Source organism: Rhizobium sp. BK619 (assembly GCF_014195245.1).
Taxonomy (GTDB): domain Bacteria; phylum Pseudomonadota; class Alphaproteobacteria; order Rhizobiales; family Rhizobiaceae; genus Rhizobium; species Rhizobium acidisoli.
Window position 1 is genome coordinate 119,181 of the sequence record NZ_JACIBH010000006.1, and the last position, 13,178, is coordinate 132,358.

Annotated in this window: 17 protein-coding genes; 6 read left to right on the forward strand and 11 right to left on the reverse strand. The window is 60.1% G+C overall.

Annotated features, from left to right (window positions below; all coding sequences use genetic code 11):
- Genes FHX14_RS12845 through FHX14_RS12860 form a run of 4 tightly spaced genes read right to left on the reverse strand, consistent with a single transcriptional unit; the run spans window position 1 to window position 3,430 of the window.
- Window positions 1-1,041, reverse strand: coding sequence for an LLM class flavin-dependent oxidoreductase (locus tag FHX14_RS12845; RefSeq protein WP_184377341.1), 1,041 nt, complete (start codon window positions 1,039-1,041; stop codon window positions 1-3).
- Window positions 1,038-1,973: a flavin reductase family protein gene (locus tag FHX14_RS12850; RefSeq protein WP_184377342.1), complete on the reverse strand. Its 936-nt coding sequence runs from the start codon at window positions 1,971-1,973 to the stop codon at window positions 1,038-1,040. The genes FHX14_RS12845 and FHX14_RS12850 overlap by 4 nt, the downstream gene beginning before the upstream one ends.
- Window positions 1,970-2,815, reverse strand: a complete 846-nt coding sequence (locus FHX14_RS12855; protein ID WP_184377343.1) for an alpha/beta fold hydrolase — start codon at window positions 2,813-2,815, stop codon at window positions 1,970-1,972. The genes FHX14_RS12850 and FHX14_RS12855 overlap by 4 nt, the downstream gene beginning before the upstream one ends.
- A 12-nt stretch (window positions 2,816-2,827) precedes the next feature.
- On the reverse strand, window positions 2,828-3,430 hold the full coding sequence (locus FHX14_RS12860) for an amino acid synthesis family protein (protein ID WP_184377344.1): 603 nt from the start codon (window positions 3,428-3,430) through the stop codon (window positions 2,828-2,830).
- A 406-nt stretch (window positions 3,431-3,836) separates the two neighbouring features.
- Here FHX14_RS12860 and FHX14_RS12865 point away from each other — a divergent pair, with 406 nt between their 5' ends.
- The 3 genes from FHX14_RS12865 (at window position 3,837) to FHX14_RS12875 (ending at window position 5,733) form a co-directional block, all read left to right on the forward strand.
- The gene (locus tag FHX14_RS12865) at window positions 3,837-4,034 is read left to right on the forward strand and encodes a hypothetical protein (protein WP_184377345.1); all 198 of its coding nucleotides are present in this window, start codon (window positions 3,837-3,839) and stop codon (window positions 4,032-4,034) included.
- A gap of 129 nt (window positions 4,035-4,163) precedes the next feature.
- A complete protein-coding gene (locus tag FHX14_RS12870; protein WP_348649243.1) occupies window positions 4,164-4,970 on the forward strand; it encodes an AraC family transcriptional regulator in 807 nt (268 codons plus the stop codon).
- A gap of 124 nt (window positions 4,971-5,094) precedes the next feature.
- Window positions 5,095-5,733 carry a LysE family translocator gene (locus FHX14_RS12875; RefSeq protein WP_184377347.1) on the forward strand — a complete coding sequence of 213 codons (639 nt, stop codon included), beginning with the start codon at window positions 5,095-5,097 and terminating at the stop codon, window positions 5,731-5,733.
- Window positions 5,734-5,988: 255 nt separating this feature from the next.
- On the opposite strand, the gene FHX14_RS12880 is transcribed toward FHX14_RS12875, so the two are convergent.
- Both FHX14_RS12880 and FHX14_RS12885 read right to left on the reverse strand, forming a co-directional pair.
- Window positions 5,989-6,684, reverse strand: coding sequence for a GntR family transcriptional regulator (locus FHX14_RS12880; RefSeq protein ID WP_184377348.1), 696 nt, complete (start codon window positions 6,682-6,684; stop codon window positions 5,989-5,991).
- Between the two features lie 146 nt (window positions 6,685-6,830).
- Window positions 6,831-8,201: an FAD/NAD(P)-binding protein gene (locus FHX14_RS12885; protein ID WP_184377349.1), complete on the reverse strand. Its 1,371-nt coding sequence runs from the start codon at window positions 8,199-8,201 to the stop codon at window positions 6,831-6,833.
- 225 nt (window positions 8,202-8,426) lie between these two features.
- On the opposite strand from FHX14_RS12885, the gene tauA reads away from it, so the two are divergent.
- Genes tauA through FHX14_RS12900 form a run of 3 tightly spaced genes read left to right on the forward strand, consistent with a single transcriptional unit; the run spans window position 8,427 to window position 11,135 of the window.
- The gene (gene tauA, locus FHX14_RS12890) at window positions 8,427-9,440 is read left to right on the forward strand and encodes a taurine ABC transporter substrate-binding protein (RefSeq protein WP_184377350.1); all 1,014 of its coding nucleotides are present in this window, start codon (window positions 8,427-8,429) and stop codon (window positions 9,438-9,440) included.
- 55 nt (window positions 9,441-9,495) lie between these two features.
- Window positions 9,496-10,284 (forward strand): ABC transporter ATP-binding protein, encoded by a 789-nt coding sequence (locus FHX14_RS12895; protein WP_184377351.1) that lies wholly within the window; start codon window positions 9,496-9,498, stop codon window positions 10,282-10,284.
- The gene (locus FHX14_RS12900) at window positions 10,281-11,135 is read left to right on the forward strand and encodes an ABC transporter permease subunit (protein ID WP_184377352.1); all 855 of its coding nucleotides are present in this window, start codon (window positions 10,281-10,283) and stop codon (window positions 11,133-11,135) included. The genes FHX14_RS12895 and FHX14_RS12900 overlap by 4 nt, the downstream gene beginning before the upstream one ends.
- A gap of 13 nt (window positions 11,136-11,148) precedes the next feature.
- On the opposite strand, the gene FHX14_RS12905 is transcribed toward FHX14_RS12900, so the two are convergent.
- From FHX14_RS12905 to FHX14_RS12925, 5 genes are read right to left on the reverse strand one after another with little or no spacing between them, the layout of a single operon-like run.
- Window positions 11,149-11,919 carry a gamma-glutamylcyclotransferase gene (locus FHX14_RS12905; protein WP_184377353.1) on the reverse strand — a complete coding sequence of 257 codons (771 nt, stop codon included), beginning with the start codon at window positions 11,917-11,919 and terminating at the stop codon, window positions 11,149-11,151.
- 2 nt (window positions 11,920-11,921) lie between these two features.
- Entirely contained in the window at window positions 11,922-12,230 is a 309-nt protein-coding gene (locus tag FHX14_RS12910) for a hypothetical protein (protein WP_184377354.1), read from the reverse strand.
- A gap of 11 nt (window positions 12,231-12,241) precedes the next feature.
- A complete protein-coding gene (locus tag FHX14_RS12915; protein ID WP_184377355.1) occupies window positions 12,242-12,823 on the reverse strand; it encodes an alpha/beta fold hydrolase in 582 nt (193 codons plus the stop codon).
- The gene (locus FHX14_RS12920) at window positions 12,820-12,972 is read right to left on the reverse strand and encodes a hypothetical protein (RefSeq protein ID WP_184377356.1); all 153 of its coding nucleotides are present in this window, start codon (window positions 12,970-12,972) and stop codon (window positions 12,820-12,822) included. Before FHX14_RS12920 ends, FHX14_RS12915 begins: the two co-directional genes overlap by 4 nt.
- Window positions 12,973-12,985: 13 nt before the next feature.
- A complete protein-coding gene (locus tag FHX14_RS12925) occupies window positions 12,986-13,153 on the reverse strand; it encodes a hypothetical protein (RefSeq protein WP_184377357.1) in 168 nt (55 codons plus the stop codon).
- Window positions 13,154-13,178: the final 25 nt, after the last annotated feature.

Sequence of the window (13,178 nt, forward strand, 5' to 3'; positions counted from 1 at the left end):
CTACTCCTGAAATGCCGGCATGACCTCGGTGATGAAGCGCTCGAGCGACGCCTTCTTGCGCTCGAAGCTCATGCCGGTGTCGATCCAGAAGGAATATTCGTCGTAGCCGAGTGCTTCATAGGCCTTGAGCCGGTCGATGACGGTCCGGGCGTCGCCAACGACATTGTTGGTGCGCATGACCTGATCCGAAAGCATGGCGTTCGCTCGGATCTGCTCGTCCGGAATCCGTTCGATCAGGCCCTGGGTAACCGGCTTCTCATTCTTGAACCAGGCGAAGAAGTAGTTGTAGTAAACGCTGAGTTCATGGGCGGCCTGGGCGACGTCGTCTTCCGACGAGCCGACATAGGTATGGCGCAAAAGCATGATCTTCGGCCGCTCGACATCAGGATTCTTGGCGCAGGCATCGTTGAAACGGTCCATCAGCGACTGGACCTCGTCATCGCCCTGCCAGAGCGGTGTGACCTGAACGTTGCAGCCGTTGGCGACGGCAAATTCATGCGAGTTCGGATCGCGCGCGGCGACCCAGATCGGCGGGTTCGGCTGCTGCAGCGGCTTCGGCGCCGAGGTGGTCGCGGGGAACTTGAAGAACTCGCCGTCATGGGCGTAGTCGCCGTTCCAGATGCCCTTGACCGCCGGTATGAGCTCGCGCATGCGCTGGCCAGCACTCCAGGCGTCGAGGCCGGGCAGCAGGCGCTCGTATTCGAAGGAATAGGCCCCGCGCGCAATGCCGATGTCGAGCCTTCCGTCGCAGATGATGTCGGTCATCGCCGCTTCGCCGGCGAGCTTGATCGGATGCCAGAAGGGAGCGATCACCGTCCCCGTCCCGAGCCTTGCCCGCGAAGTGCGGCGCGCGAGATCGGCAATGGTCACGAACGGATTGGGGGCAATGGTGAAATCCATACCATGGTGCTCGCCCGTCCAGATCGCATGCATTCCGCCCTTGTCGGCGATCTCGCAGAGCGCAATGAATTCCTCATAGAGGCTCTTATGGCTCTGGTTGGCGTCGAGCCGCTCCATATGGACGAAGAGGGAGAACTTCATGCTTTTGCGCCCTTGGCTGGAATGGGATGAATGGTGCCGCCGGTCTCGTCACCGAAATAGACGCCGAAATTGCCGATCGAGCTTTCCATGGCGAAACGGTTGACGATATCGGCGGTCGAGCTGGTCTTGAACTTTGCGGCAGCCAGTGCGTCAGGCTTTACGAACCTGCCACTCGCCGGCTCCCCATCGCCTGCGACAGCATGGTAGACGATATGCTGCTTGCCATCGCTCTTGCCCTCGTAGACCGAATAGAGAAAGCCGATGCTGACCTTCAGCCCGGTGAGAGCCTCCAGGTATTTTTCCAACGCCTCGGTCGGGTTGCCGTCATGGGCGTCGATACTCGGGAGAGCGAGCACGTCGTCGCCGAGGAGCAGAACCTCGCCGCGGCGTTCGACGACGGCTGCAAGTTCGATATTGCCTTCGGCCGCGGCGGAAACCGCCTTGCTTGCGAGCGTCGGCGTGAAGTAGCCGCCACGGGCATAACCGAGGCCGTTGCGGCCGCTATTGTCGAAGGATTCGATGCGGCCCATCAGGATGACGTGGTCGCCAGCCTCGACGACCTCTTCCATGGCGCATTCGAACCAGGCGGCGACGTTCGAGAAGATCGGGCAGCCAGCCGATCCCCTGGCCCATTCGACCGCCGCAAATCTGTCTTCGACCGGCCGCGCAAAGGTGTTCGACACGTCCTTCTGCGTTTCCGACAGCACGTTGATCGCAAAATGCTGCGTTCCGGTCATGGTGGCGAAATTGCGCGACGTCTTGGCAAGGCAGACAAGGAGCAAGGGTGGGTTGAGCGAGACCGATGTGAAGGAGTTCGCGGTGAAGCCGATCGGATTTCCATCGCCGTCGCAGGCGGTGACGACGGTCACGCCTGTGGGAAAAGCGCCGAATGCATCACGCAATGCTCTTGGGTCGACAGTCTGCATCGTCATCGTCCATCCTCCCCGAACGACAGCCACTCAGCGAGCAGCGAATTTACGATATCCGGCGCGGTCAGGTTCACCATATGACGATGACCGTCCACGATACGGGCCCAGCCCTTCGGCGCGAGCGCCGCCATTTGCGTCGCCATCAAGGGCGTCGAATTCGGATCATCGGACCCTGTCAGGAACAGGGCCGGACCAGCCACGTCTTTCCAGCGATCGGCATAGGTCTCGTCTCCGCCGGCGAAGGCGGCGTAAGCGACAGCATAGCCTTCCGGATCGACGAGGTTGAGCCATTTCCGCGTCAATTCCCGCGCGACGACGCTGTCGGGATCATCGCCGAACCAGCGCGCCAGGGGACCTTCCTTGTCCACGCCCGTCACCGGAATGGCCGCGGCTCGTGCGAGCACGGCAGCCTTCGCCTGCTGGTCGCGCCTGAAAACGCCATTGAGGTAGGCGACACGGCTGATCCGGTTTCCGAACGTCGCCGCCGCCCCTCCCGATACCAGCGCTCCCATGGAGTGGCCGGCAACATTCGCAGCCTCGATCTCCATCTCATCGAGAAAGCGGCCGAACCAGGCGACAAACTCCTCGAGCCGGCTGCCCGTCGGCAGTTTTGCGCTCTCGCCATGCCCCGGCATGTCGACAGCGATGACGCGATGGCCGGCCGACAGAAATGCGATCTGCGGAGCCCAGGCCTCAAGGCGCATGCCAACGCCATGGATGAGAACCAGCGGTTCACCACTGCCGGCCTGGTGATAGGCCGTTCCGCTTGCCGTCTTGTTGCGGGGCAAGTCACCGGCGGCGCTCTTTGCTGCAGCGGCACCTGAGATCGATCCGGCTGTCAGCATCTCAGAGCCCTTTCAAACGCCCGCAGGATTGGCGACGTCCTGCCCAAGATCCTTCAGATCCTGGTAGCGGTCGCCAATGCGATGATGCGGACGCCCGCCCACCGAAGCGCCGAGAGCCACGACGATCTCGTCGGCGGCAGGCGCGTCGGGAATCGAGGTCTGGATCGTGAGATAGTGCGAACGGCGGCCTTCGTCATTCTTGTCCATCAGCGGGATCATGATCGGCGCATTGGCTGGACCGCGGGTATTGCAGAAGGCGAGATAGGATTTGGCGCCGACGGCATGGCGATAAAAATTGCCGAAGCGCAGCGTGTGGATGAGCGCGGAAGCGTGTTCGATCTCACCGTCCAGACCGACGACGGCGGCCTTGCCATAGGCCTCGACGGCATCGCCGGAACCGACCGCATTGATGATCATCTTGGTCAGCAACTCACCGATAACCGGCGCGCCGGCGTGGATTTCGGGCTTGAGGTCCTCGACGAAGCCGCGCCCCGCCCAGGGGTTCTTCACGACCGCGAAAGCGGAAAACAGTTTCAGCGGCACCGCCGCGGCCTTGCCGCCTTCGATCAGCGTCGTTTCGATCTGCAGTCCCGTCTTGCGAATTTGAATAGCCATGGAAAACCTCATCTCTCTATTTCGTATTATGGTATACCATAATATATGGGTGTCAACTTGGTTTTGGCGAAGAAGAAATAAAGTCCGAAGATTGGCTTGGCGTGCGCGCTCCGCCGCCCGGAAACGCTTGTTCCTTCAGCTCTAGAGCCGGACGGCGCGACGGCGGCTCGTAGTGACGCGACACGTTAGAACGCCAATATTATCCCGGCCCATAAGACCGCCTTCGATATTATTGATTATGGCATACCATCACATCGCGCAAAGTTGGATGTCAAGCTTGGAGTTTGAATTCTCCTCATTGCCCGAACATCCAAGGGACACGGATATACAGTAGCTGACGGGTGCTACTCCAGAGACGGAACCACTCTAGGTTTGGATATGCAGCAACGGGTTCGATACTCGGTCAATGTTGCAGATTGTTTTAGGAGCGCCGATTCAAGCTTGCCTGTGCTTTTCAGATCAGCTTCAATCCCTTCAGGCTGACATGAGCGCCCTTGATGTCGAGCGGCTTGGCCGCCTCGATGACCAGCTTCGTATGTCAATGTCGGCGCGACGGCGTCGGATCACCGGAGGATGGCTGTTTGCCCTCGTGATGCCGCGCTGAGACTTACTCAGGTGTCAGATACTTGTTGCTGCCTCTCGGAGCCTCGTAGGTAGCGAGACCATCAACCACCATAAAATATGATATGAAAAGGCTGAAAATCGCCTGGAGGTACGGGCTTTGGTACTTAGCGTGAAAAGAGCTGAAATTAAATTATGGCAAAGCAATGCTATATCTGGTGTTGAATTGTCTAAAGTCTCGCAAAGTTATCATCGCTTTCCAAAGCATTTTCACGACACGTACGCTGTTCACCTGCATGAAAGCGGGACGATGATATTCTCGTATGGTCGAGCAGAGGTGGCGTTAAAGCCGGGAAGCATCAATTTGATCCATCCTGGCGTTGTTCATTCTTGCCTTCCTGGAAACGAGCAGCCCCTAAGTTATAGGTGCCTATTTTTGTCCAGAAAATTCATGGACGACTACATGATAGCTTTGGGGAAGAAAGCTTCATGTCCCGCCCATATTTCCTTGCAAGATTCTAGTCTTTTTAGTGCGTTGAGTGCAGCTCACAGGCGGCTTGAGGTTGATGATGGCTTTCTTGGATGTGACACGATCCTGGCGCTTTGCGTTGAGATGCTGGTGTCTCAACGCAATGAGCAAGAGTCGTGGCGCGTCGACAACAGAGAACCGAAACATATCAAAGTGATTCGTGATTTTCTGCATGCGCATTACAACGAGCGTGTATCTTTGGCTTGTCTCGCCGATGTCGTGGGATTGAATCCAGTCTATCTCGTTAGGTCGTTTCGGTCATGCATGGGGATGCCTCCGCATGCCTATCAGACACAGTTGCGGATTAGTCATGCTCGGAACTTGCTTAGGGCCGGTACACCGCCCGCCGAGGTGGCAGCACTCGTCGGCTTCGCCGACCAGAGTCACCTGACCCGATTGTTTAAACAAACCACAGGCGTGACACCCGCATTTTTCGCGCGAAGTTTATAGCGTTCAAGACTAACGGAACCTCCTGTGTGAAATCCCGCTGCGATAGTCCGACAAAACGTAGATGGTACACAACCGTTCGCCCTAGATCAGCAACAGTCCGGGGGAGCAAGCAGGAGGAATAAAAATGCCCGCCACCGGTACACTCGCTATGTTCATCGCTGCGGCATTGACTTTGCTGCTGATTCCCGGGCCGGCAGTTTTGTATATCTTTGCTCGTTCTGTTGAGCAGGGACGTGTTGCTGGTGTTGTTTCAATTCTCGGAATTCACGTTGCGACGGGGGTACATATAGTTGCTGCAGCGTTGGGGCTTTCAGCCATGGTCGCCTCATCGCCAATAGCGTTGGAAGTGGTAAAATATGCCGGTGCGGCATACCTGATTGGAATAGGGATCCAGAAGATTCTTTCCCGACCTGTTTCTTTCGATGAGACCGTGCCCATTAAACCATATCCCTACGGTCATTTGTTTCGCGACGGATTTGCAATAAACCTTCTCAATCCTAAGACGGTTCTGTTCTTTCTGGCCTTCTTGCCTCAATTCATCGATCCGTCCCGTGGATCGGTTGCAGCTCAGACTCTCATACTTGGGATGATTTACACCATTCTTGGAATTATGACCGACGGTAGCTACGCAATGGTGGCGGGAGGCTTCGGAAACTGGCTGAAGCGCAACGCCAACTATCTTACTATCGAACGCTATGTGAGCGGCATTATTCTCGTCGGTTTGGGGTTCATGGCTGCCTTCTTCGGAAGCAAAGGCGCGTGATATTCTTGAATTGCGATTCTTATGACACCTCAAGCTAGGCGTCGCCAAGTTACCGGCGCGAATGATGAAGCGCTGGGAGGAGTAAACAATGCAATTGTTCAGCCTCCCAACGCATGAGGACGATAGAATCGTTTCGGACCGACGCAACGCCGGCCGGGAACTGATTGCGGATGCAGGCGACAGGCATCGACAATGTCGATGCAAAGCCCCCTGCTGGCAGCCTCCTGCAAAGACAGCGGTAGTTGACGTGCCAACCTATTCGGCAGGCTTCTGAGCGGACAGCACCGCCTCGGCAATTGCGCTGGCGGCCGCGACATGATCCATCGCGGCCCGCTGGGCTCCCTCGCCGTCGCCGCGGCGGATGGCGTCGATGATCTTCGACATCTGCAGCGGACCCTCGATGCCGCGCCGTTCGGTCTTGATCGTCATCGAGCGTAGGTGATTGATACGCACGGTGAGGAGATTGACGACGCCCCAGGCGACATGCCTGTCGACCATGGTGAACAGCGTTTGATAGAAGGAAGAGGTATTGGCAAGCACGGCCGCCATATCCTCTTCGCGATAGCTGTTGCGGATGGCGGTCAGGGATTCCTCGAGCGCGGCGACGATCTCGGGGCTGCCGCGCTCCGCGCATAGCCGCGCCGCCATGCCTTCGAGCGCACCGCGAATCTCATAGATCTGTTTGGCTTCCTCGATATCCAGCAGGGCGACGATCGGTCCCTTGTTCGGCAGATTGGCGACGAGCCCTTCAGATTCCAGATGTCTCAGAACCTCGCGCACCACCGTCCGGCTGACGCCGAGCTGGGCGCAGAGGTCGCGCTCGACGAGGCGGTCTCCGGGACGAAAGTATCCGTTGACGATGGCCTCGCGAACTTTGTCGAGCGCCAATTCCCGCAATGTCTTCGCAGGACGCTCGACCCTGATTGCTGCGTCCTTCAGTGCACCGCTCATGCTGTACCTCAGTGTTTGGATTGGCTTCGCAAGCTCAAGCTTCGCCGCGGCAGCCGAATTCAGGAATCGTATTATGGCCTACCAAATACTGTAGCTGTCGACGGCCAGCAATTCAACAGCACCGTGCCGATCTCAAGATTGTCTGCCTATGCGTCGGAGTTGGGCCTCGCTTTGACGATTTCTTCGACCACGGCCTTCGCCTGTACCCGGATGTCCGGGACGGCGGTGATCTCCCAGAATTGCCCTGCCGTCAAGGCGCCGACGGCAAACAGCCGGGCCGGCGAAACCCGGGATGAGCCCGTCACCTCGGAAGCCGCACCCACCTGGATGCCGAGGCCAAGAGGATCGGGCGCGATCAGCTGAAACCGGCTCATTTCCTTTAAAAGCGGCGAATGGCTGATGCCGGCGCGCTCCATGCCCGTGCAGTTGACCAGCCAGTCTGCACGGATTTCGGCGATCTCGCGCTTCGCTCTGACCCTGTATCCGGCGACGAGCCTGCCTTCGTCCGTCGCCACAGATTTCAGGAAGCCTGCGTGGAAGCGAACGGTTCCGTCCGAGACCAGCTTCTCGAACCCGGCAAAGACGTCGGGCGCGACCCGGTGACGGTGGATGTTCCACCAGGGAAGCGCATGCCGCAGGAAACGCGCCCGCTCCTCGCTCGAAAGCCGTTGCCAGAGAGCCTGTGTCACCGGCCTCAGGCCGTCCATCACGCTTCGCCAGTCGGCGACCTCCCTGCTTTTCGCCCGCAAGATCTTCAGCAGGCCGCTGATCGTAGCGGGAAGCGCGTGAACGTCGATCGGCAGCGGTGCCGGCGGCGTCCTTGCATGTCCGAGCGGTGCCAAGCCGCGCCGCGAAAGCACGTCGATCATGCCTTTATGGCCATGGGCGCGAAGTGCCAGAACCTGATCGATCATCGTCAGGCCGGAGCCAAGGATGCAGACCGCATCGGAGGGTGCGACGCGCCCCAGCCAGGAGAGCCGCCACGGGTTCTCGATGATCCGGGATCGCAAAAATGGCGGGACACCTTCAGGATCGACCGGAAGGTTGGCGTTTCCGACGCCGAGACAAAGTACCACGTTCTTCCCGGAAATCTCGCCGCCATTGCCGAGATGGAAGGCGAGCGTGCTCGTATAGCGTTCCACGCAGCCCGCCGCCTTGGCCTTGATGAAGTCGACCCGGCAACGGCCCTCCCGCTTGCGAAGCAGCCGCGCAAGCGTATCCCTGACATAAAGTCCGTAATCGCTGCGCGAGGCGAAATCTCCCGCCTGCAGCGGACGCCCATTGCTTTTCAGCCAGTCGACGAAATCGTCGGGATGGTGGGGCAGCAGGCTCATGCGGCCGGCGGGAACGTTGAGACGATGGAGATAGAGTTCCGTCCGGTATGCCGTCCCGCGCCCGAAACCGGGATCGTCGCCGACGACGGCAACCTTCGCCGAAGCGGGAAGCTGCTCGATGAGATTGCAGGTCACAGCGATCGCTGAAAAACCGGAACCGACGACGATCACATCGTATATCAATGCATTCTCCCTGAAGCTTCAAACTCTGTCGCGACATCTCGTCATTCAAGCCCTGACGTCGCCCGCCGGTCCGGCGGACCGCACGAGCGGCAGAATCACGAAAACAATTATCTATATAGTCTATAAATATAGTTTGTTATTCCTCCCGCCAGCCCCTTCTCAACCATTACCCTTTTGAAGGTGAGATCACGGGGCCGGCTGGCCCTGCAAACAAAGGGGCTCAGGATGAATTTCAAAAATTTGGTTGCCGCAATTGCCTTGGGCGTCGGCACTCTTGCAGCGGCGATGGTCGCCGAGGCGGCGGATAAAAAGGTCGTCGTCGGCTATCAAACCGACGCCTTGCCGTCTTCGGTGGCGATCGCCAACGGCGAATTCGCCAAGGACACAGGATACGACATCGATTTCCGCAGGTTCAATTCCGGCGCCGAGATCTTTGCGGCGATCGCCTCCGGCGACGTCCAGGTCGGCTATGTCGGCTCCAGCCCGTTTGCGGCTGCAGTCTCGCGCGGGCTCGAGGTCAAGGCCTTCTACCTCGCCTCCATCTCCGGCATCGACGAAGCCCTCGTCGTCCGCAACGGCTCCGGCATCGAAAGCCTGAACGATCTGAAAGGCAAGAAGCTTGCCGCAGCGCCCGTTTCCACCGACCATTATCAGCTCCTGGCGCTGATCAAGTCGCTGGGGCTGACCGAGAAAGACGTCCAGGTCTTCGCAATCCCGCAGCCGGAGATCGTTGCGAGTTACAATCGCGGCGATATCGATGGCGGTTTCGTCTGGGATCCGGCTCTGACCGAGCTCAAGAAGAACGGAAAAGTTCTGGTGACCTCCAAGGACGTGGCGGACAAGGGCGCGCCGACATTCTCGGCCTGGGTGGCGACCTCGAAATTTGCCGCCGACAACCCGGAATTCCTGAAGGGCTTCGCCTCGGTCATCAACAAATACTACGCCTCCTTCGCATCCGATAAAGCGGCCTGGGGCCCCGACAGCGACAATGCCAAGTCGCTCTCCAAACTTCTCGGCGGAACGCCCGAGCAGCAGGCCTCGGCCCTGAAGAACCTGACGCTGCTCACCCCCGAGGTCCAGGCATCGGACGCCTGGCTCGGCGGCGGCGAAAAGGCGGGCGCCGGCAAGATCCTCAAGGACACGGCATCGTTCCTGAAGGAACAGGGCAAGGTCTCCGAGGTGCTGGAAAATTACGGCGCCTTCGTCACCGCAGACGCACTCGCCGGCGTCAGCAACTGATCCTCCCTGACGCCGGCGCGCCTGTCGCGCCGGCGTCGAACTTGCGAGCGGCACCATGCTTAAAGTCGACCATGCCAGCGTTTTCTTCGCAGCCCGCGACGGGCGGACCGTCCACGCGCTCGATCGCGTTTCCTTCGATATCCCCGAGCGGGGCTTCGTCGTCGCGCTCGGCGCCTCGGGATGCGGCAAATCAACCCTTTTGAACGCGATTGCCGGTTTCCTTCCGCTTTCCGAGGGCCGGATCACGCTCGACGGCCGCGCGGTCGAGCGGCCGGGCGCCGATCGCGGCGTCGTCTTTCAGAAAGACTCGCTGCTGCCCTGGAAGTCGGTGGCCGACAATGTCGCGCTCGGTTTGAAATTTTCCGGCGTTAGCCGGAGGGAGCGCCAAACGCGCGCGCTCGAACTGCTCCGGCTCGTCGGCCTCGACGAATTCGCCAATGCCTTTCCCTATGAACTGTCGGGCGGCATGCGCCAGCGGGTCGGCATCGCCCGGGCGCTTGCGACCAATCCCGACATCCTGCTGATGGACGAGCCTTTCGGCGCGCTCGACAGCCTGACCCGCGAGCAGATGCAGGAACTGCTGGTTTCCATCTGGAACAAGACGGCAAAGAAGGTTTTCTTCATCACCCATTCGATCGAAGAGGCCTTGTTCCTGGGCACGCAGGTCCTCGTCATGTCCCCTCGACCGGGGCGCGTCGTTGCCCGCTTCGATCTCGATTTCGTCAAGCGCTTCGCCGAAACCGGCGATGCCCGGGCAATCAAGGCGTCGCCGCAATTTGCCGAGCTGCGCGAGGAAATCCGCGCCATTCTCCACAGCAGCGAAGATTTGAGGAGTGCGGCATGAGCGACATCGTCCATGCCCCGCCGATTGCGGCGCAGAGAGAGGATCGTCAGGTCAAGCTGGTGAAAATGGCAAGCTTCGGCGCCGGCGAGAGACCGACGGTGGCGATCAGCGCCGCCACGGCCCTGGCAATCCTGCTGCTGTGGTGGATTGTATCCGCACTCGGCGTCGTCCCGCACCTGTTTCTGCCGCGTCCGGATGAAGTGCTGACCCAGATCGGCCTCATCTATCGCGACGGTTATGCCGGAGCGTCGCTGTCCGAACATGTCTTTGCCAGCCTGTTCCGCATCATCGTCGCCGCCCTCATCGCCATCTCCGCCGGCATTCCGCTGGGACTGCTCATGGGCCTGAACCGCTGGGCGAAGGGAGTGCTCGACGCGCCGATCGAGTTCTACTGGCCGCTTCCGCCCCTCTCCTATCTGCCGCTGATGATCATCTGGCTCGGCATCGGTGAAATGTCGAAGATCACGCTGTTGGTGCTGGCGATGTTCGCGCCGATCTGCCTCTCGGCCCAGGCAGGCGTTCGTTCGCTGCCGATCGAGCGCGTCAATGCCGCCCGTTCGCTCGGCGCAAGCCGGCTGCAGCTTTTCATCGATATCGTGCTGCCGTCCGCCCTGCCCGAGATCCTCACCGGCATCCGGATTGCGCTCGGCGTCGGCTGGGGCACGCTGGTCGCGGCCGAACTGATCGCCTCGACGCGCGGGATCGGTTTCATGATCATGTCGGCGTCGCAATTCCTGGCAACCGACGTCGTCTTCGTCGGCATCGGCATCATCGCGATCTGCGCCTTCACCTTCTCGGCTGCGATCCGTTTCCTGGAAGCCTTCCTCGTGCCCTGGAAAGGCAAGCTCTGAGAGGGGGAGCGGCCTAACGGTTTTCCGCCACGCCGTTCAGACCATGCATGGTCAGGAGCTCGTCTGCGACGAGCTCCTGAAGCCGCCACAAATTGCGATCCCGGATGCCGCGTTCTTCCAGGTGCTTCACCGTCAGATAGAGATATTCGGCGCAGGAGCCCATATGTCCGCAGGCCCTGGCAAGCACCCGCGCCACCGTCTCCAACAGCAGTTTGCGAGACACGCGTTCTCCCTTCGGTCCGGCCCAGAAGACCAGCGCGCGCACCAACCCATGTGCGGTCTCAACAGGAATCCAGCGAACCGTCGCCGCATCTTCGACCGTGCCGACTTCACGGCGGATCAACCGCCGAAACTGGCCAAGACGATCCTCATCGGCAAGCCTGAAGAGAATGCCGTTGCATCGTCCACCTCGGTCGAGAGCCATCATGAGGCCGGGCTGGATCCGCGTTCCCCGCCAGCGGGTCATCTTCAGGCAGAAGGACCGATGCCATCCTCTTGCTGCGCCGCGCTGCCATTCGACGGCATCGAAGTCCGGCTTCCATATCAATGATCCATAGGCGAAGACCCAAAGCGGCGCGCCCTCGGCTTCATCGAGAAGCCGCTTGGCGAATAGCTCCAGCTCCGCCTCGGTAAGCGGTACCCGGTGCGGCTCGGGGCCGGGGTCGATCTCCGGGCGAAGGCTGAGCGACACCAGTTCGTCGGTGAGAGCCATTCTTGTCCGGCCGAGCATCCGAACCCCGCTTCGCCGGATCGTCACCTGTTTATGCTCCGCGATATCGGTCACGTTCAATGCACCGTACATCCGGCCGCGTCGGCCTGGCGCCGCTGCAGGCTGCGGATCAGCATCGCGGCTTCCCTGACGATCGCCGCAAATGTCGGGTCGTCGGCCTCGGCGATCCTGCCCGTCATGTCCCGGATGATCATCGTCAAATGGATGATCGAATGGCGATGTTGCACCTCTCCCGGCCCAATTTCGGCATCGGCCATGGCAAGTAGCGTCTCTACCAATCGCTCCATGGTTTGCCGGCGCCGGCTCCTCGGGTCGGCATGGGGATCTTCGCTCAGGCGCAGGAGATCGTCGACAATGTCGGACATTCCACTTCCATTCACATCGCAAAAGCCGGCCGCGCCGAAACGATACGTCTTCGATCGCCGACGCGCGTCTTCAAGGCATCCAGCAGCCGGTAACCGGTACGCCAGCGGCCAAAACCGCTGGCAATATTGATGTGCCCGGCAAGGCCGATATTCCTGGTCTCGGCATTCCACAGCCGGCCGAAAAGCGTCAGCCGGTCGACCGTCATGTAGGCGTCGTTCATGCTGCCGATAACGATGCTCGGAAATGGCAAAGGCGCTGTCGGCATGCCGCCGAACGAGATATGCCCGGGATGCAGCGCTTCCGTCGCCGGCAGATCGCAGGGAGCAACGAGCAATGCCCCTTTCACGCGGCGGGCAGCGCTTCGCCCGGCCAGCCGGGCGGCGAGCAGGCATCCGAGACTATGGGCGACTAGGTAGGCCTCACCGGCCTCTTCGAGCACGCCTTCAAGGCGCGGCAGCCAGGTGTCGAGGTCCGGATTAGCCCAGTCGTCCTGGGCGACGCAAAGGCTGCCCGGCTGATCCTGCAGCCAGTGCTGTTGCCAATGCCCCTCTCCTGAGCCGAAAAGTCCGGGAAGAATAAGGACTTCGCTCATTGGATCAGCCCGATTACCAGGGCAAAGAGGAACGTGAAGGAACTGACGATCGTGCAGATTCCGGCCGCATGCCGGAATTGCGGCATGACGCTGCCTGTCGGTCTTCTCATGCCGTGCCGACGAAGGCCGGTCTCGACGACGGTTGCCATCACACCGCCCTCCTCAATACCAAAGTCCGGGCATCGCACCCCAATAATGGAGTTCATATTCACGGGCCGACCGGTCTCGCTCTTCGTCACGAGCAAACAATCCGTTTACAGGCACCCGCGCCTTGCGCTGGAAGAATTGGCCGATCGCGCTTTTCAGCCGGGAAAAGAAGTCAAGCTTCATGCGCACCTCCTGTCGGGGACCGATA